Annotated in this window: 18 protein-coding genes; 9 read left to right on the top strand and 9 right to left on the bottom strand. The window is 72.9% G+C overall.

Features of this window, described 5'->3' with window-relative positions; all coding sequences use genetic code 11:
* The coding region (locus ACIRRU_RS21485) for an electron transfer flavoprotein subunit beta/FixA family protein (protein ID WP_403682859.1) at window positions 1-512 on the bottom strand (512 nt) is incomplete at its 3' end.
* A 171-nt stretch (window positions 513-683) separates the two neighbouring features.
* On the opposite strand from ACIRRU_RS21485, the gene ACIRRU_RS21480 reads away from it, so the two are divergent.
* Window positions 684-1,430 (top strand): TetR family transcriptional regulator, encoded by a 747-nt coding sequence (locus ACIRRU_RS21480; RefSeq protein ID WP_403682879.1) that lies wholly within the window; start codon window positions 684-686, stop codon window positions 1,428-1,430.
* Between the two features lie 205 nt (window positions 1,431-1,635).
* Complete coding sequence (locus ACIRRU_RS21475; protein ID WP_363200279.1) at window positions 1,636-2,010, top strand: hypothetical protein; 375 nt, start codon at window positions 1,636-1,638, stop codon at window positions 2,008-2,010.
* Between the two features lies 1 nt (window position 2,011).
* Here the strand turns inward: ACIRRU_RS21475 and ACIRRU_RS21470 are convergent, their stop codons facing one another.
* Window positions 2,012-2,707, bottom strand: a complete 696-nt coding sequence (locus ACIRRU_RS21470; RefSeq protein WP_403682857.1) for a type 1 glutamine amidotransferase domain-containing protein — start codon at window positions 2,705-2,707, stop codon at window positions 2,012-2,014.
* Between the two features lie 287 nt (window positions 2,708-2,994).
* On the opposite strand from ACIRRU_RS21470, the gene ACIRRU_RS21465 reads away from it, so the two are divergent.
* From ACIRRU_RS21465 to ACIRRU_RS21445, 5 genes are all read left to right on the top strand, one after another.
* Window positions 2,995-3,840 (top strand): inositol monophosphatase family protein, encoded by an 846-nt coding sequence (locus ACIRRU_RS21465; RefSeq protein ID WP_363200256.1) that lies wholly within the window; start codon window positions 2,995-2,997, stop codon window positions 3,838-3,840.
* Between the two features lie 117 nt (window positions 3,841-3,957).
* Entirely contained in the window at window positions 3,958-5,376 is a 1,419-nt protein-coding gene (locus tag ACIRRU_RS21460; protein ID WP_403682854.1) for a phytoene desaturase family protein, read from the top strand.
* Window positions 5,377-5,442: 66 nt separating this feature from the next.
* Window positions 5,443-5,979, top strand: coding sequence for an O-acetyl-ADP-ribose deacetylase (locus ACIRRU_RS21455; protein WP_403682851.1), 537 nt, complete (start codon window positions 5,443-5,445; stop codon window positions 5,977-5,979).
* A gap of 127 nt (window positions 5,980-6,106) precedes the next feature.
* Window positions 6,107-7,579, top strand: coding sequence for an AlkA N-terminal domain-containing protein (locus ACIRRU_RS21450; RefSeq protein WP_403682850.1), 1,473 nt, complete (start codon window positions 6,107-6,109; stop codon window positions 7,577-7,579).
* Window positions 7,580-7,596: 17 nt separating this feature from the next.
* A complete protein-coding gene (locus ACIRRU_RS21445; RefSeq protein ID WP_403682848.1) occupies window positions 7,597-8,094 on the top strand; it encodes a methylated-DNA--[protein]-cysteine S-methyltransferase in 498 nt (165 codons plus the stop codon).
* Between the two features lie 79 nt (window positions 8,095-8,173).
* Here the strand turns inward: ACIRRU_RS21445 and ACIRRU_RS21440 are convergent, their stop codons facing one another.
* Window positions 8,174-8,758: a TMEM165/GDT1 family protein gene (locus ACIRRU_RS21440; RefSeq protein WP_403682846.1), complete on the bottom strand. Its 585-nt coding sequence runs from the start codon at window positions 8,756-8,758 to the stop codon at window positions 8,174-8,176.
* Window positions 8,759-9,157: 399 nt separating this feature from the next.
* Here ACIRRU_RS21440 and ACIRRU_RS21435 point away from each other — a divergent pair, with 399 nt between their 5' ends.
* Complete coding sequence (locus tag ACIRRU_RS21435; RefSeq protein WP_403682843.1) at window positions 9,158-9,586, top strand: (2Fe-2S) ferredoxin domain-containing protein; 429 nt, start codon at window positions 9,158-9,160, stop codon at window positions 9,584-9,586.
* 100 nt (window positions 9,587-9,686) lie between these two features.
* Here ACIRRU_RS21435 and ACIRRU_RS21430 read toward each other — a convergent pair whose 3' ends face one another.
* On the bottom strand, window positions 9,687-10,184 hold the full coding sequence (locus ACIRRU_RS21430) for an NUDIX domain-containing protein (RefSeq protein ID WP_403682841.1): 498 nt from the start codon (window positions 10,182-10,184) through the stop codon (window positions 9,687-9,689).
* Window positions 10,185-10,333: 149 nt separating this feature from the next.
* Between ACIRRU_RS21430 and ACIRRU_RS21425 the strand changes: the two genes are divergently transcribed.
* Window positions 10,334-11,452 (top strand): glycerate kinase, encoded by a 1,119-nt coding sequence (locus tag ACIRRU_RS21425; RefSeq protein ID WP_403682876.1) that lies wholly within the window; start codon window positions 10,334-10,336, stop codon window positions 11,450-11,452.
* Between the two features lie 94 nt (window positions 11,453-11,546).
* Here the strand turns inward: ACIRRU_RS21425 and ACIRRU_RS21420 are convergent, their stop codons facing one another.
* The 5 genes from ACIRRU_RS21420 to ACIRRU_RS21400 form a co-directional block, all read right to left on the bottom strand.
* On the bottom strand, window positions 11,547-13,715 hold the full coding sequence (locus tag ACIRRU_RS21420) for a bifunctional serine/threonine-protein kinase/ABC transporter substrate-binding protein (RefSeq protein WP_403682838.1): 2,169 nt from the start codon (window positions 13,713-13,715) through the stop codon (window positions 11,547-11,549).
* Between the two features lie 93 nt (window positions 13,716-13,808).
* Window positions 13,809-14,660, bottom strand: a complete 852-nt coding sequence (locus ACIRRU_RS21415; protein ID WP_403682874.1) for a hypothetical protein — start codon at window positions 14,658-14,660, stop codon at window positions 13,809-13,811.
* Window positions 14,661-14,902: 242 nt separating this feature from the next.
* Window positions 14,903-15,766: a CDP-diacylglycerol--serine O-phosphatidyltransferase gene (gene pssA, locus ACIRRU_RS21410; protein WP_363200246.1), complete on the bottom strand. Its 864-nt coding sequence runs from the start codon at window positions 15,764-15,766 to the stop codon at window positions 14,903-14,905.
* On the bottom strand, window positions 15,753-16,400 hold the full coding sequence (locus ACIRRU_RS21405; RefSeq protein ID WP_363200245.1) for a phosphatidylserine decarboxylase: 648 nt from the start codon (window positions 16,398-16,400) through the stop codon (window positions 15,753-15,755). Before ACIRRU_RS21405 ends, pssA begins: the two co-directional genes overlap by 14 nt.
* A 181-nt stretch (window positions 16,401-16,581) precedes the next feature.
* Window positions 16,582-17,796, bottom strand: a complete 1,215-nt coding sequence (locus tag ACIRRU_RS21400; RefSeq protein WP_403682835.1) for an acyl-CoA dehydrogenase family protein — start codon at window positions 17,794-17,796, stop codon at window positions 16,582-16,584.
* Between the last annotated feature and the right edge of the window lie 8 nt (window positions 17,797-17,804).

Below are 17,804 nucleotides of genomic sequence, written 5' to 3'. Positions count from 1 at the left end.
GCCTCCAACCGCTCCGAAGCGGTTTCACCATCACGCCGCCCGGTCACCACACCGCCCTCCACCGACACCTCGGACAGCAGCGTCACCTGCGGCACACCCAGACGCTCCGCCAGCAACGCCGACAGCACACCCATCACACCATCGGTCGAGGCCATCCCGCAGATCACCAGGTCGTAGCCGGTCTTCTCCACCGCCTTCGCCAGCACCAGCGACGTCCCCATCACATCCGTACCGTGCAGATCGTCATCCTCGACGTGAACAGCCTTGTCCGCACCCATCGACAACGCCTTACGCAACGCATCCTTGGCATCCTCCGGACCCACCGTCACCACGGTGATCTCCGCACCGTCCGCCGCATCCGCGATCTGCAACGCCTGCTCGACCGCGTACTCGTCCAGCTCCGACAACAGACCATCGACATCATCACGGTCCAGCGTCAGGTCATCGGCGAAATGCCGGTCACCGGTCGCATCAGGCACGTACTTCACACAGACAACGATCCTCAAGCTCACGCCGGCTCTCCTGCCTACCTGGATGTGTGGTCCCACCTGGGTGTGATTCGTAGTACGCGACAGGCTATGGCACTCAGTACCCTCTGTAAAGGTACCCAGTGCCAAAAGTGTCCTTCCGGTGCTACGTTTCGCCGCATGAGCGAGGCACGAGGACCCGAGAAGAAGGCACCCATGCGGGAGGCGCTCGCGCAGGCGGCTTTCCAGCTCTTCCTGGAGCGGGGCTTCGAGCGGACGACCGTCGACGACATCGTGGCGCGGGCCGGAGTGGGGCGGCGGTCGTTCTTCCGCTACTTCCCCTCCAAGGAGGACGTCGTCTTCCCCGATCACGAACGCTGCCTCGCCGAGATGACCGCGTTCCTGTCCACGGTCGACGACGGCGACCCGGTCGGCGCGGTGTGCGACGCCGCGCGGATCGTGCTGCGGATGTACGCGGCCAATCCCGAGTTCTCCGTGCGGCGCTACCGGCTCACCCGGGAGGTGCCGGGGCTGCGCACGTACGAGCTGTCCGTGGTGCGCCGCTACGAGCAGACGCTCGCCGGGCACCTGCGCGGCCGGTTCGGCGAGGGCCGTGACGGGGAGTTGCGGGCCGAGATGATCGCGGCGTCCGTGGTCGCCGCGCACAACAACGGGCTGCGGCTGTGGCTGCGTTCCGGCGGTGAGGGAGACCCCGAGGCAGCCGTCGACCACGCCTTCGCGATGGTGCGCGAGGTGTGGGGGCGACCCGTCGCCCCTCGGCTCCCCGCCGCCCCCGAGTCCGTGCCCGACCCCGGTGCCCTGGTCCCCGCGACCGCCGCCGGAACCTCCGCCGAGGGGGAGGTCGTCGTGATGGTCGCCCGGCGGGGTACGCCCATGTGGCGCGTGGTCCAGCAGATCGAGGACGCCGTCGGCACGAACGGAAGGCACGAACGGAAGAGCTGAGGGCTGAGGAGGGGAAGCGTCGAGGAGGGAGGGGCTGGAGGGGAAGGGGGGAGGAGGGGGAGCTCGATGGGAAAGAATCGCGCAACAATCGGCACTCAGTGCCTTTACCGTCCGGCACTGAGTGCCATAGGGTGCGGACGCGCCGTCAGCCAGGTGCGGCGCGTCCGAGTCGAGCGCAGGGGGTCGAGCCGTGTCCCAGACAGCGATGGGCACCGTCCAGAAGGCGCACGAGGAGTGCGGCCTCTCCTATCACCGCTGCCGCTGGTGCGGCACAGCCTCGTTCCGGCGGCTGCTGTGTCCCGTGTGCGCGTCGAGCGAACTGGAGCCTGAACGCACGACCGGCCACGGTGTGGTCGTCCGGACCGCCGTGATCCACCGGTATACCGAGGCCGCCCGCAACGAGTCTCTCGTGCGGTTCGCCGAGGGCTTCGTCTTCCGCTGCCGCGTCGTGGGGGCCGCCCCGCAGCTGGTGACGGTGGGCGCGCGCGTCCGCCCCCTTCCCGCCTCCGGTGACGAGCCGGAGACGGGTGAGGTGGTGCTGGAGCTGTGCGAGCCGCCCGTCCTGCGCGACTGGTCCTGAGTCAGCCCAGCCGTCGCAGCAGTTCCTCCGCCAGCGGTGCGGAGGAGGCCGGGTTCTGACCGGTGATCAGGTTCCGGTCGGTGATGATGAACGGGGCCCAGGGCTCGCCCTCCTGGAAGTCCGCGCCCAGTCCCACCAGCCGGTCCTGGAGCAGCCACTTCGCCTTGTCGGCGAAGCCCGCCTGGGACTCCTCCGCGTTGGTGAAGCCGGTCAGCCGGTACCCGGCGAACGCGTTCGCGCCGTCGGGTCCGGTGGCCGCCAGCAGCGCCGCCGGGCCGTGGCAGACCACGCCGAGGGGCTTGCCCGAAGCCAGCGTGGCGGTCAGCAGCCGCCCGGAGGCCTCGTCCACCGCGAGATCCTGCATCGGCCCGTGGCCGCCGGGGTAGAACACCGCGTCGTACGCGTCCACGTCCACGTCCTCCACCGCCACGGGCCGCCGCAGCGCGTCGAACGTCTCCAGCGCGGCCGTGACCCGCTCCGCGCCCTCCGGTCCGCCGTTGACCTCGGGGGCCAGGCTCCCGCGGTCCACGGTCGGCACGACGCCGCCCGGGGTGGCGACGGTCACCTCGTGACCGGCTGCCGTGAAAGCCTCGTACGGGACCACGGCCTCCTCGGCCCAGAAGCCCGTGGGGTGCTCCGTACCGTCCGCGAGGGTCCAGTGGTCGGCGCCGGTCACCACGAAAAGGATCTTTGCCATGTCGTACGTCTCCGTAGATAGAAGGGGAATGCGAGGAAAGGCAGTGCGTGGAAGGGGACGAGGGGAGAGGCAGGCGGCGGGACGACTGACGCCTTCGGCCGGGGAGCGGGCCCCCCTCCAGGTTTCCCCAGGCTGCCGCGCGCCGCCGGACGCCGCGCCCGTGCCGCCGGCGCTGTCGCACGTCCGGCCGCCGCCCTCGCCTGCCCGGTCCCGGCCGTCGCACACCCGGCGGCCTCCTCCGAGCGCCCGGCGGCCGGGGTGGCGGCGGCCCGTGATTGGGTGGGGACATGATCGATGACTTCCTGCACGGGACCGCCGGGAACACCGGGCCGCTCACCGAGGTCGAGGCCGCCGTGCGCGCCGCGGCAGCGGCCGAGATCATGCCCCGCCACCGGCAGCTCGCCACCCACGACATCATCGAGAAGAACGGCCCGCACGACCTCGTCACCACCGCCGACCGGCTGGCCGAGGAGCACCTCACCGCCTCCCTCACCAAGCTGCTCCCCGGGTCCGTCGTCGTCGGCGAGGAGGCCGTGCACGCCGACCCCTCCGTCTACGAGGCCCTCGGCGGCGACGCCCCCGTCTGGATCGTCGACCCGGTCGACGGCACCCGCCAGTTCGTCCGGGGCGAGGCCGGATTCTGCACCCTCGTCGCCCTGGCCCAGCATGGCGTGATCCACGCCTCCTGGACGTACGCGCCGGTCCTCGGCGAGATGGCCGTCGCCGTACGCGGCCGGGGCGCGACGCTCAACGGTGAGCCGGTCCGCTCCGGGGCGCCCGCACCGGGTGACACGCTGACGGTGGCGACCTCCCACCCCGACTACACCACCGACGACCAGAAGCACGCCCTGCTCGGTCTGGACACCGACGGCATCGCGACCCGCCCCTGCGGCTCGGCGGGCCTGGAGTACCTGGCCGTCGCGCGGGGCGCGCTCGACGCCGTCGCCTTCAGCTGGGAGTACGCCTGGGACCACGCGGCGGGTCTGCTCCTGGTCGCGGAGGCGGGCGGCGCGCACGCGACGCTCTCGGGCGCCCCCTTCCGGATCGCGGGCGGCAACGATCTGCCGTTCACCGCCGCCCGGGACGAACCCACCGCCCGGCGGATCCTGACGGCGCTGCGGGCGGGCGGCTGACGACCGGCGCCCCTCGCGGGACAGGACCCGGCCCGCGACGCCAGGGGGCCGGTCCGGGCTGTCGGTGGGTCCCCATATCCTGGTGATCCGCCTGCCGGCCGACGAAGGAGTCCCAAGGTGCCGTCGATGCTCGATGCGGTCGTGGTGGGCTCCGGGCCCAACGGGCTGACCGCCGCAGCCGAACTGGCCCGCCGGGGCTTTGCGGTCGAGGTCCACGAGGCACACGACGCCATCGGCGGGGGAGCCCGCACGGAGGAGCTGACCCTGCCCGGGTTCCGGCACGACCCGTGCTCCGCGGTCCACCCGCTCGGCATCGGCTCACCCGCGTTCCGCGCGATGCCGCTGGAGCGGCACGGCCTGGAGTGGCTGCACCCCGAGGTCGACCTCGCCCACCCCTTCCCGGACGGCACGGCCGCCGCCCTCACCCGCTCCGTCGGCGAGAGCGCCATGACGCTGGGCCCCCAGGACGCCGGGGCCTACCGGCGGCTGCTCGCCCCCTTCCTCGGCCGCTGGGACACCCTCGCCGCCGACTTCCTGCGCACCCCCTGGGAGAGCCTGCCCCGCGACCCGTACCGCCTCGCCCGCTTCGGGCTGCTCGGCCTCCAGCCCGCCACCTGGGTCTCCCGGCGCTTCCGGGGCGAGAAGGCGCGTGGCCTGTTCGCCGGGCTCGCCGCCCACGCCATCGCGCCCACCAGCGGCTTCGCCACCTCCGCCATCGCGCTCGTCTTCGCCCTCGCCGCCCACGAGAACGGCTGGCCGGTCCCGCGCGGCGGCTCCCAGGCCATCTCCGACGCCCTCGCCTCCCTCCTGCGCTCACACGGCGGCACGATCCGCACCGGCAGCGAGGTGAAGCGGCTGGACGAACTGCCGCCCGCCCGCGCCTACATCTTCGACACCTCGCCCTCCGCGCTCGCCCGCATCGCCGGACTCGGCAGCGCCTACCACGGCTACCGCTACGGAGCCTCCGCGTTCAAGATCGATTACGCGCTGTCCGGCCCCGTCCCCTGGACCGCGCCCGCGGCCCGCCGCGCGGGCACCGTCCACATCGGCCCCACCGCCACCGACGTCGACGCGGCGCTGAAGGCCGCCGTCGAGGGCCGCGACCCGAGCGCCCCCTTCCTCATCACCGCCCAGCCCACCCTGACCGACCCCTCACGGGCCCCCGGGGGACGCCACGTCTTCTGGGCGTACGGACATGTCCCGGCGGGCTGGGAGGGCGACGCCACCGACGTCATCGAACGCCAACTGGAGCGCTTCGCCCCCGGGTTCCGCGATCTGGTGCTCGCCCGCGCGATCGCCGGACCGCCCCAACTCGCCGCGCGCAACGCCAACTACGTCGGCGGCGACATCGCCTGCGGGGCCTTCTCCGGTCTCCAGACCCTGCTCCGCCCCAAGCTGGCCCGCGTCCCCTACGCCACCGCCCACCCCGCGGTGTTCCTGTGCTCATCGGCCACCCCGCCCGGCCCCGGGGTACACGGCATGTCCGGTCACCACGCCGCCAGGGCCGTATGGCGGCGGCTGCGGGCGTCGGCCTGAGCCCTCCCGCCGCCCGGTCCGCCGTAGCGGGCGGCGAAGGCCCGCCGCGCGCGGCATGATGTCCGCATGAGCACCTCCGTCTCTCCCGCCGTACGTCTGGTCCGCGGCGACATCACCGATCAGTCCGTGGACGTCATCGTCAACGCGGCCAACTCCTCGCTGCTCGGCGGTGGCGGGGTCGACGGCGCGATCCACCGCCGCGGCGGCCCCGAGATCCTCGCCGCCTGCCGCGAACTGCGCGCCTCCCCGTACGGCAAGGGCCTGCCCACTGGCCGGGCCGTCGCCACCACCGCCGGACAGCTCGACGCGCAGTGGGTCGTGCACACCGTGGGACCGGTCTTCTCCGGCGCCCAGGACCGCTCCGCGCTGCTCGCCTCCTGCTACCGCGAATCCCTGCGCCTGGCAGCCGAGTTGGGGGCCAAATCCATCGCGTTCCCGGCGATCTCCACCGGCATCTACGGCTGGCCGCTGGACGACGGGGCCCGGATCGCCGTCCGGACGGTCCTCGCGGAGACCGTGGAGCCGGTGGAGGAGGTGCGCTTCGTGCTCTTCGGCGCGCACGCGTACGCGGAGTTCGAGGAAGTCCTCGCGATGCGCGGCTGAGACGGCCCCGGCCCGCGCGTGAGCCGAGGGGCGCCCCCGGGGCCTTCGGAAGCGACCCGGGGGCGGCCCGAGGCCCCTGTCGGATTTCCGCCAGCCGAGCCCCTGACCGGTGCCCCATCCTGGAACCATGCACACCGACACCGAGCGCTGCGTGGCGGCCGTCCAGTCCAAGGACGCCCGCTTCGACGGCTGGTTCTTCACCGCGGTCCTCACCACCCGGATCTACTGCCGCCCCAGCTGCCCCGTCGTGCCGCCCAAGGTCCACAACATGGCCTTCTATCCCAGCGCCGCCGCCTGCCAGCAGGCCGGGTTCCGGGCCTGCAAGCGGTGCCGCCCCGACACCAGCCCCGGTTCCCCCGAGTGGAACGCCCGCGCCGACTCCGTCGCCCGCGCCATGCGGCTGATCCGGGACGGCGTCGTGGACCGCGAGGGCGTACCGGGCCTGGCCACCCGGCTCGGTTACTCCGCCCGCCAGATCGAACGCCAGCTCCTGGCCGAGCTGGGCGCGGGCCCGCTGGCCCTGGCCCGCGCCCAGCGCGCCCAGACCGCCCGGCTGCTCATCGAGACGACCGGCCTGCCGATGGCCCAGGTGGCGTTCGCCGCCGGATTCTCCTCCATCCGCACCTTCAACGACACGGTCCGCGAGGTCTTCGCCCTCGCCCCCGGCGACCTGCGCACCCGGGCCGCCCGGGGCCCGGGGACCACCGCCGCACCCGGTGCCATCGCGCTCCGCCTCCCCTACCGGGCCCCGCTCAACCCCAGCAACCTCTTCGGCCACCTCGCCGCGACCGCCGTCCCCGGCGTCGAGGAGTGGCACGACGGCGCGTACCGCCGCACCCTGAACCTCCCGTACGGGCCCGGCATCGTCGCCCTCGCCCCGCGCCCCGACCACGTCGCCTGCCGGCTCGCCCTCACCGACCTCCGCGACCTCACCCGGGCCATCAGCCGCTGCCGCTGGCTCCTCGACCTGGACGCCGACCCGGTCGCCGTGGACGCCCGGCTGCGCGCCGACCCGCTGCTCGCCCCGCTGGTCGACGCGGGCCCCGGCCGCCGGGTGCCCCGGACGGTGGACGGGGCGGAGTTCGCCGTACGCGCGGTGCTCGGCCAGCAGGTGTCCACCGCCGCCGCCCGCACCCACGCGGCCCGGCTGGTCACCGCCCACGGCGTCCCGGTCGAGGATCCCGAGGGCGGGCTCACCCACCTCTTCCCCACCCCCGGGGCGCTGACCGGGCTCGACCCGGAGGCCCTGGCCCTGCCCCGCACCCGGCGTACCACCCTCACCACGCTCGTCGCGGCCCTCGCGGAGGAGAAGGTGCGGCTGGACACCGACACCGACTGGGACCGCGCCCGCGCCGAACTGGCCGCGCTGCCCGGCATCGGCCCCTGGACCGTCGAGTCCATCGCCATGCGAGCCCTCGGCGACCCCGACGCCTTCCTCCCCACCGACCTCGGCATCCGCCGTGCCGCCGAACACCTCGGCCTCCCGGCCACCCCGGCCGCCCTGACCGCACGGGCCGCTGACTGGCGGCCCTGGCGCGCCTACGCCGTCCAGTACCTCTGGACCGTGGACGACCACCCCGTCAACCACCTGCCCGCCTGAAGGAGAGCTCCGCCCCCATGACCACGACCAAGCGGCACACCGTCGTCGACAGCCCCTACGGACCGCTGACACTCGTCGCCACCGACGGCGTCCTGTCCGCCCTCTACATGACCGACCAGCGCCACCGGCCGCCCCAGGAGACCTTCGGGGTGCCCGACCCGGAGCCCTTCGGCGAGGTGGTCCGGCAACTCGCGGAGTACTTCGCCGGGGAGCGCACCACCTTCGACCTGCCGTTGCACCTGCACGGCACGCCGTTCCAGCGGAGCGTGTGGGCCCAGCTGCTGAAGATCCCGTACGGCGAGACCCGTAGCTACGGTGAACTGGCCGGAAACCTCGGCAGCCCCGGAGCCTCGCGGGCGGTCGGCCTGGCCAACGGCAAGAACCCGGTCGGGATCATCGTGCCGTGCCACCGGGTGATCGGCGCCTCCGGAGGGCTCACCGGGTACGGCGGCGGGCTGGACCGCAAGCAGCGGCTGCTCGCCTTCGAGAACGGCGGACCGCAGGCGCTCTTCTGAGAGCGGCGGACGGGGGCGGACGGGCACCGGCGGCCCCCGTCCGCCCCTCCGCTCCGCCCCCGTCGCCTCACCGCCCTCGTCAGCCGGTGAAGATCTCGACGACCGTCCAGATCGCGAGGCCCAGCATGCAGATACCGCCGATGCGCTGCACGGTCTTCAGCGGGACGCGTTTGGCGATGAACTTCCCCGCGAGCAGGGCCAGCGCCGAGACGGACATCAGGGCGGCCGCCGAACCGATCGCCGTGGACCAGGTGCCGTTGCTCGCGGCGAGGTTGGCGGTGGTGATCTGGGTCAGATCGCCCCACTCGCTGATGAAGACGGCCATGAACGCGGTCGAGTAGACCGGCCAGAAACCGGTCACCGTCTTCACGTCCGCCTCGTCCTCGTCGTCCCCGCCGCTGCCGCGCAGCAGGAGGAACGCGCCGAACGCGAAGAGCGTGGCCGAGACCAGCTTGACGATCCAGTCGGGCAGCAGGCCGATCAGACTGCCCGCTCCCACGGCGATCGCCACATGCACGATGAACGCGGACGAGGTGCCGAACCAGACGTAGAGCGGGCGCATCCGCGTGCCCATGGCCAGCGACGCGAACATCGTCTTGTCGGGCAGCTCCGCGAGGAAGATCAGCCCGAAGGCGGTGATGATCGCCAGAAGGTCGAGATGCATTCCGGGTGGCTTTCTGTGCGAGCCGGGCCCCGGATCTTCGCGAAGCGCCGCTCGGGCTGTTCGGAGGACCACTCGGCCCGGCATGACGGTGGCGCCCACAGGACGTGGACGTGTCATACAGGACCGAAGGTCTCGCCCGCCCGTGGGACACCCTGGTCACAGGATCCGACGAGCCCGGCCACCGGGAACCCGAAGGCTCCAGTGTGTCGACGACCGGTTTGCGGGGCTACTCCCCTTCGCAGCCGTCCACGTTACCGCATCCGGCCGGATACGGGCGCAGGTGTTCGAGGCGGGGGCGGTCTCGGTAGAGTCGCGGGTGATCACCGGCGGTCCGGGCGACCGCCCGGCCCTATCCCGCCTCGCCCCGCCCGACCTCACCCGCGACGGAAAGTCCCCCTCATGAGCCGCCGCCCCCGCCCCAGCCGTGATGTGCCCGACGGCCAGAAGGTGCCCGCCCAGCGCGTGCCCCGGCCCACCGTCAGCGTCTGCCGGGGCTGCTGCTGCGGAACCGAGAAGATCCCCGGCGTCGACCACGCCGCCCAACTGGCCCGGCTGCGCTCCGGCCTGGCGGGCGCCGCCACCGTCCGGGCGGTCGAGTGCCTGGACGCCTGCGAGCAGGGCAACGTGATCGTCGTCCAGCCTTCCGCCGAGGGCCGCCGCGCCGGGGGCCGCCCGGTCTGGCTGGGGCTGGTCAACGACGAGCACGCCGAGCAGGACATCGTGACCTGGGCGGCGGCGGGCGGCCCGGGGCTCGCGGACGCCCCGGACATCCTGGATCTGTACGTCTTCCAGCCCTCGCGCCGGGTCCGGGCCGGGCTGGACGACTGAGCGCCGACCTGTCGTCGTACGGCCCCCGGCCCGTGTTCGGCTTCCCGGCCCCTCGCGCCCTCTTCCGGCCCCGGCCCCTGCCCGCTCTCCGGCCTTCGCCCTAACCGACCGGCTCGCCGTCCTCCAGCTCCACCGTGCCGCCGCCGGACGCCAGCACCTCCAGCGCCGCCCGCACCCGCTGCCTCAGGGACCCGAGCAGATAGCCCCCCAGCTCGTCGGGGGCGACCAGCTTCCAGGAGACCAGCTCCTCCTCCTGGAGCCGGATCGCCGCGAACCGTTCCGGGGCGAGCACCCCGCCGTCGTACAGGTACGCCACGATCGGGGGCCGGCCGGGGCCGCGCACCCAGTCGACGGCGAGCAGCCTGCCCGGTGCCAGGTCGAGACCGGTCTCCTCCAGCGTCTCGCGCCGGGCGGCCTGCCGGGGGCTCTCGCCCGTCTGCGATTCGACCGTGCCGCCGGGCAGCGCCCAGCCCGCGCGGTAGTTGGGTTCGACGAGCAGCACCCGGCCCCTCTCGTCGCGGAAGAGGCAGGCGGCGCCGGAGAGGACCCGGGGGAGTCCGGCGATGTACGTGGCGTAGTCGGCATCCGTAGAGGTCACGGCCGCCAGCGTAGTGCGGGCCGCGCCCGGGGACGCCGGAGCGGGCGGGCGTGGACGCCCGTGGCAGTTCGCAAGCCGTGCGGATAGGGTCGGGGCGGCGCGACTGCCTGTTCGAAAGCAAGGGATGCAAGGTGACGGACGGAGCAGATGTGGAGACCGCCGGCGTGCTCGTCGCGGCGGACAAGTTCAAAGGCTCGCTCACGGCGGTACAGGTCGCCGAGCGGGTGACGGCCGGGCTCCGGCGGGTCGTCCCCGGCCTGGCGGTGGAGACCCTGCCGGTCGCGGACGGCGGCGACGGCACGGTCGCCGCCGCGGTGGCCGCCGGGTTCGAGCGCCGTGAGACGCGGGTGACCGGCCCCCTCGGGGAGCCGGTGACGGCGGCGTACGCGCTGCGCGAGGACACCGCGGTGGTGGAGATGGCCGAGGCCTCGGGCCTCCAGCACCTGCCCGACGGGGTGTTCGCCCCGCTCACGGCCACCACCTACGGCTCCGGGGAGCTGCTGGCGGCCGCCCTCGACGCGGGGGCGAGGACCATCGTGTTCGGGGTCGGCGGCAGCGCCACCACGGACGGCGGCGCGGGCATGCTCGCCGCGCTGGGGGCCCGCTTCCTGGACGCGGACGGCAAGCCCGTCGGCCCCGGCGGGGGAGGCCTGGCCGGGCTGGCCGAGGCCGACCTGTCCGGGCTCGACCCCCGCCTGAAGGACGTGGACCTGGTCCTGGCCAGTGACGTGGACAACCCGCTGACCGGACCCAAGGGCGCACCCGAGGTGTACGGGCGGCAGAAGGGCGCGAGCGAGGAGGACATCGCGGTCCTCGACGCGGCCCTGACCCACTACGCCTCCGTCCTGGGCCCCGACACCGCGTCCCTGCCCGGCGCGGGTGCGGCCGGAGGCATCGGCTACGGAGCGCTCGTCGCCCTCGGCGCCCGCTTCCGCCCCGGCATCGAGGTGATGCTCGACGTCCTCGGCTTCGCCCCCGCACTGGCCCGCGCCACCCTCGTGGTCACCGGCGAGGGCTCGCTCGACGAGCAGACCCTGCACGGCAAGGCCCCGGCCGGGGTCGCCGCCGCCGCCCGCGAGGCCGGGATCGAGGTCGTGGCGGTCTGCGGCCGCCTCGCCCTGGAGCCCGAGGCCCTGGAGCGGGCGGGCATCCGGCGCGCCTACGCCCTGGCCGACCTGGAACCGGACCCGGCCGTGTCGATGGCTCAGGCAGGACCGCTGCTGGAGCGCGCGGCGGAGTCGATCGCCCGGGACTTCCTGACGGGCTGACGTCCGTACACCCCCGCGCGGGCGCAAACCCCCGTGCGGGGGCTCGGCGTGACGGCCGGGCCCCGGCGCCGTCCCCGACGGACGGGCCCGGCCCTCAGACCTCGGCGCCGTCCATCCCGGCGTACCGGAAGCGCCCCCGCTCCACGCGGTAGACGAAGACCCCGGTCCCGGTGTACATCCCGTTGGCGGGCTCGAAGGCGTAGCTCTTGGAGACGCCCTTGTACGAGGTGGTCCGCAGCGCGGGCAGCAGGTCCTGGCGGCTCAGCTGCTCGCGGTCCAGCTCCAGCGCGCAGGCGGCGATCAGCCCGACCGCGTCGTACGCCTCCGCGGCGAACAGCGGCGGCACCGCGTCGAACCGCTTGCGGTAGGCGGCGGCGAACTCCCGCACCGAGGGCACGGAGGCCGGGTCGGCGGCCGTCGACACGACCAGCCAGCCCGCCGCGTCCTCGCCCGCCTCCGCCAGGAACCGCGGATCGTGCACGGCCTGGGTGCCGAGCCGCGGCCCCCGGAAACCGGCCGCCGCCAGCGCCTTCGCGAAGGGGCCCGCGCCCGGCAGACCGCCGCCGTACACCACCGCCCCCGGCTTCTTCGCGACGATCCGTTCCGCCTCGGCGTCCAGATCGCGGCTGCCCTCCCGTACGGTCTCCGCGAACACGGTCCGGCCGTTGCCGCGCAGCCCGGCGTCCAGGAAGCGCGTCGTCTGCCGGCCGTACTCGGTGCCGTCGTCCACCAGCGCGATCCGGTCGATGTCGTACGCCCCCAGGTACTGCGACACCGGCAGCATCTGCATGTCGTTGCGGGGCCGGGCGCACAGGAAGACCCGGTTCAGATGCCGGATGTCCCCGTCGACGACGCTGAGCACCGGCATCGCCGCCTCGTCGTAGGCGACCAGCGCTTCCCGGGCCGCGTCCGTGCCGGTCGCCCCGATCACCGCCACCAGCAGCGGGTCCTCGGCGAACCCGCGCACCGCCGCCCTCGCCCGCTCCTCGTCCCCCCGGTCGTCGACCGTGGTCAGCCGCAGCGTGAACGGCACGTCCTCGCGCGCGTTGTGCTCGTCCACGGCGAGCCGGGCCGCCCGCTCCTGCCCGGCCCCCAGCGCCGCACCCGGGCCGCTGAGGTCGGCCTGGAGCCCGATGCGCAGCTCCCGGCGGGGCGTGCCGCCGCCCCCCTTGCCCCCGCCGCCCGTGCCCTGGCCGTCGCCGGAGGAGACGAGCCACGCGGTGGTACCGCCCGCCGCCGCGAGGGCCACCCCGCCGCCCACGTACGCGAGGAACCGCCGACGGCCCGGGGAGGCGGGCACGGCGGTGGTGTTCCCGGCGCCGGTGCCGGGACGGGTGTCCGTCGGCCCGCCCGCCGCCCTCGCGTCCAGGCTGGTCGCCTCGATGTCGGGCAGCGCGAGCATCCGGGCGGACCGCTCCGCGATCAGATGCGTCACCGGACCCGGCAGCCAGCTGCCGCCGACCGCGTCCTCGGCGAACGCCCGCCGGATGTCCGCCGCCGAGGGGCGCTCCTGCGGATCCTTGGACAGGCAGCCCTCCACCACCGGCCGCAGCCCCGGGGGCAACGCGCTCAGCTCCGCCGTGTCGTGCACGGTACGGAACAGCATCGCCTCGACCGGCCCGCTGCCGAACGGCCGCCCCGCGGTCGCCGCGTACACCAGGACACAGCCCAGCGAGAACACGTCGCTCGCCGGGCCGATCCGCCGCCCCTGCGCCTGCTCGGGCGAGAGGAAGCCCGGGGAGCCGACGATCGCGTCGGTCGCCGTGAGGACGGTGTCGTCCAGGGCCCGCGCGATCCCGAAGTCGATCAGCCGGGGCCCGTCCAGCCCCAGCAGGACGTTCCCGGGCTTCACGTCCCGGTGGACGAGCCCCGCCCCGTGGACCGCCTCCAGCGCCTCCGCCAGCATCGCGCCGAGCGCCCGCACACTGCGCTCCGGCAGCGGTCCGCCGCCCCCGACCGCCTCGCTCAGCGCGGGCCCCGGCACGAACTCGGTGGCCAGCCAGGGGGCCGGGGCCTCGGTGTCCGCGTCGACCACCGGGACCGCCCACCGGTTGCGGACCTGCCGGGCGATCGCCACCTCGCGCCGGAAACGGGTGCGGAACCCGGCGTCGTCGGCGTACTCCGCCCGGATCAGCTTGATCGCCACCAGCGCGCCGCCGGGCGAGCGGCCCAGCAGCACCACGCCCATGCCCCCGGCGCCGAGCCGGCCGAGGACGCGGTAGCCGGCGATCCGCGCCGGGTCCGTGGAACGGAGCGGTTCCATCTGCGGTCAGGGCCTTTCGTTCGGTTCAGGCCGGAACGGAGTGTCCGGTACGGGACGGCAGCGGGAAACGGGACGTACGGCCCCGGCCCGCCGTCACTTCAGCTCCAGCTCGACGCGGTAGAGCACCTTGGCGCCGCCCTCCGCGGCGATCCGCAGCAGGTCGGTGTTGGTGTAGCCCTTCGCGCCCTTGACCGAGACGGCCGTCGTGACCGGGCCGATCCGGGACTTGGTCCACACGTAGTCCTGCGTCCCGCCGGAGCCCGGCCCGGCGTACTTTCCCGCCTCGAACATGGAGGCGTCCGCGTTGCGGACGTCCTTCTGGTCGAAGTGCAGCGACATCAGACCGCTCAGCCGCTGTCCGCCGCCCAGCTCCTGGCTCGGGCAGCGGAAGCTCTCCTGCACGGTGTCCTTCATCTCGGTGTCGGCGCCCGCCACCGTCCGGTGCACGGTCACCGTCACCGACCCCTGGACCCGCCCCTTGCCGTCCTGCGCCGGTACGTCCAGCCGCCGGGTGAAGCTGTCCAGGATGCCCGCCGGCAGCGCGGAGCGGCTCCAGACACAGGACTCCGCCAGCACCGGCCAGCTGCCGCCGCTCTCGTACGGGGTGTGCCGCACCATCCCCGCCGACCAGTCGTTCTCGCCGAGCGCGGCGTTCCGGGTCAGTTTCCGCGCCTGCGCGGCGGTCTTCGGCACGCGCTCGGGGGCCGGGGTGAAGTCGTACGCGCTGGGCAGCGCGCCCGGCTGCTTCGTCTCCTCCGGGCCCTTCGTCTCCGGCCCGCCGGAGGCCCCCGTCTTCTGCCCGTTCGTCTTCCCACCGTCCGTCGCGGACCGGCTCGGCTTCGGGTCCGGCCGGTCGCCGCCGCTCTGGGACCCGCCACATCCGGCCAGCAGCAGCCCTGCCGCCCCGACCGCGAGCACCCGCGTCCCGTTTCTTGTCAGCTTCATCATCGGACCCCCCTGGTCCCCGCTCCGCGCCTGGCCGGAAGAGGCCCGACGTCGGTTGCGAGGTGATTCTAGAAGCCCATCGGGCCGGGGTTACGGCAACGGTGTACTCAGTCTGTTGCGGATTCATCTCAGCCACCGGGAGGTCTCCGCCTCTGGTGCGGGTCCGGCACGCGGTGGTATACGCACGAGGGCCCGGATGCCGGGGAGCATCCGGGCCCTCGCCCTGGTTCGGGTATCCGCCGCTACGGCAGCTGCGCCGCCCGCGCCTCGCGCCGGTTGTCACGGATGGTGTTCACCCGTCGCGCCGTGGCGAACAGCGGGATCACCGCACCGAGGACCACCTGGAGCGCGCAGCCCGTCTGGAGCAGCAGCTGACCGCCGGGCGCGTCGAACGCCCAGGCGGCGAGCAGCCCCATCGCGGCCACGATCCAGCTGAGCATCGCCACCGCGAGGACCCCCCGCGGCTTCGGGTACTCCACCCGGCTCACCATCAGCCAGGCCACGCCGATGATGGCGAGGAGGGTCGGCACGAAGGGCAGCTCCAGGAGCACGATCGAGACGACCGTCAGCGCTCCGAAGGGGCTCGGCATGCCCTGGAACATGCCGTCCTTCAGGGTCACACAGGAGAATCTGGCCAGCCTGAGCACCACGGCCAGCAGCACCACGATCGCCGCCAGCGCCGAGACCCGCTGATGGGCGTCGTCCGCGACCATGCCGTAGACGAGCACGAAGTAGGCCGGTGCGAGCCCGAAGCTGATGAGGTCGGAGAGGTTGTCCAGCTCGGCGCCCATCGGCGAGGAGCGGAGCTTGCGCGCCACGAGCCCGTCGAACAGGTCGAAGATCGCGGCCATCAGCATGAGGATCACCGCGGTGGCGGCCGAGTGCCGGGCCATGCCCGTCTCGTCGCTGCCGGTGAGGTGCGGGATCAGAATGCCCGTGGTGGTGAAGTACACCGCCATGAACCCGCACGTGGCGTTGCCGAGGGTGAGCGTGTCCGCTATCGACAGCCGCATCGAGAGCGGCATGTCCTCCGCGCCCTCGCCGTCCCTCTCGTCGTCGGCCTCAGGAACCCAGTCGGCCTTGGTATCCGGATCAATCACGGTCAATTCGAGTCACCCCCGCGGTGGTGGCCTGGCCGACCTCGACCGCGACATCGATACCTTCCGGGAGGTAGATGTCCACGCGTGAGCCGAAGCGGATCAGGCCGATGCGCTCGCCCTGCTCCACCTTCGTGCCCTCGGGGAGGTACGGCACGATCCGACGGGCGACCGCTCCAGCGATCTGCACCATCTCGATGTCTCCGAGCTCGGTGTCGAAGTGCCAGACAACGCGCTCGTTGTTCTCGCTCTCCTTGTTGAACGCCGGGACGAAACCGCCCGGGATGTGCTCGACCGACGTCACGGTGCCCGCCAGCGGTGCGCGGTTGACGTGGACGTTGAGCGGGCTCATGAAGATCGCGACCCGGGTGCGCCCGTCCTTCCACGGCATGATGCTCTGCACCACACCGTCGGCGGGGGAGATGACCCGGCCCTCGGCGATCTCGCGCTCGGGGTCGCGGAAGAACCAGAGCATGCCCGCCGCGAGCGCGGTGGTGGGCACGGCCGCGGCAGCCCAGCGCCCCGACGTGCGGGCGCGGGCCAGGCTGAGGGCGGCGGTGGCGACGGTCGGCAGGAGCCACGGCGATGCTCCGCGGGCGATGCGGACCCCGCCGCGAGTGGCAGAGATAGGGCTGTCGGGCATGGATGACCTTCGTAGCGGATGATGCCGCGCTGGCAACGGGGGACGGCGGCTTTCCGATAGATGGTATCGGGTGCCGGGCGCAACTGGGCAAGCCAGCAGCCGAGTCGGACTGTCGAACCCCGCCCGCCGGGGGTGACCCGGTGTGACGTTCTTCGCCACCAAACCACCCCAGAACGGACAATCAGCCCTGGATTCGGTACTCCTCCAGGAGGCGCCGGCCAATGATCATTTTCTGGATCTCGGCGGTACCTTCACCGATCAGCAGCATCGGGGCCTCACGGTAGAGGCGCTCGATCTCGTACTCCTTGGAGAAGCCGTAGCCGCCGTGGATACGGAAGGCGTCCTCGACGACTTCCTTGCAGTACTCGGAGGCGAGGTACTTCGCCATCCCTGCCTCCAGGTCGTTCCGCTCCCCGGAGTCCTTTTTGCGTGCCGCGTTCACCATCATCGCATGGGCCGCTTCGACCTTGGTGGCCATTTCGGCCAGTTTGAACTGGATCGCCTGGTGCTGGGCGATCGGTTTGCCGAAGGTGTGGCGCTGCTGGGCGTAGGAAACACCCAGCTCGAATGCGCGCTGTGCGACGCCGCAGCCACGCGCCGCGACATTCACCCGGCCGACTTCGACACCGTCCATCATCTGGTAAAAACCCCGGCCGGTCGTCCCGCCGAGCACACGATTGGCCGGAATGCGCAGGTCGTCCATGATCAGTTCGGTCGTGTCGACGCCTTTGTAACCCATCTTGTCGATCTTCCCGGGAATGGTCAGGCCGGGCCGGACCTCCCCGAAACCGGGCTCCTTCTCCACCAGGAAGGCGGTCATCGACTTGTGCGGGGCGACGGCTTCTTCATCACCGGGGTGGCCTTCGTCACTCCGGGCCAGGACGGCCACCAAGGTAGAGGTTCCGCCGTTCGTCAGCCACATCTTCTGGCCGTTGAGAACATATTCCTCGCCGTCCCGCACGCCCTTGGACGAGATCGCCGAGACGTCCGAGCCGAGGGCCGGTTCCGACATCGAGAACGCGCCCCGCACCTCACCGAGCGCCATCCGCGGCAGGAACGTGTCCTTCTGTTCCTGGGTGCCGTGCTGCCTGAGCATGTAGGCCACGATGAAATGCGTGTTGATGATGCCCGAGACGCTCATCCAGCCGCGCGCGATCTCCTCCACGCACAGCGCGTAGGTGAGCAGCGACTCACCGAGCCCCCCGTACTCCTCGGGGATCATCAGCCCGAACAGGCCGAGTTCCTTGAGCCCCTCGACGATGTCCGTGGGGTACTCGTCGCGGTGCTCCAGCGCGGTCGCGACCGGAATGATCTCCTTGTCGACGAAATCCCGGACCGTCGCCAGGATTTCCCGCTGGATGTCGTTCAGACCGGCGGTCTGGGCGAGTCGCGTCATGGCTGCTT

This window comes from Streptomyces sp. NPDC101181, from assembly GCF_044767975.1.
Taxonomy (GTDB): Bacteria; Actinomycetota; Actinomycetes; order Streptomycetales; family Streptomycetaceae; genus Streptomyces.
Note: the sequence above shows the minus strand (reverse complement) of the source record. Positions and strands in the feature narration are given on the sequence as shown.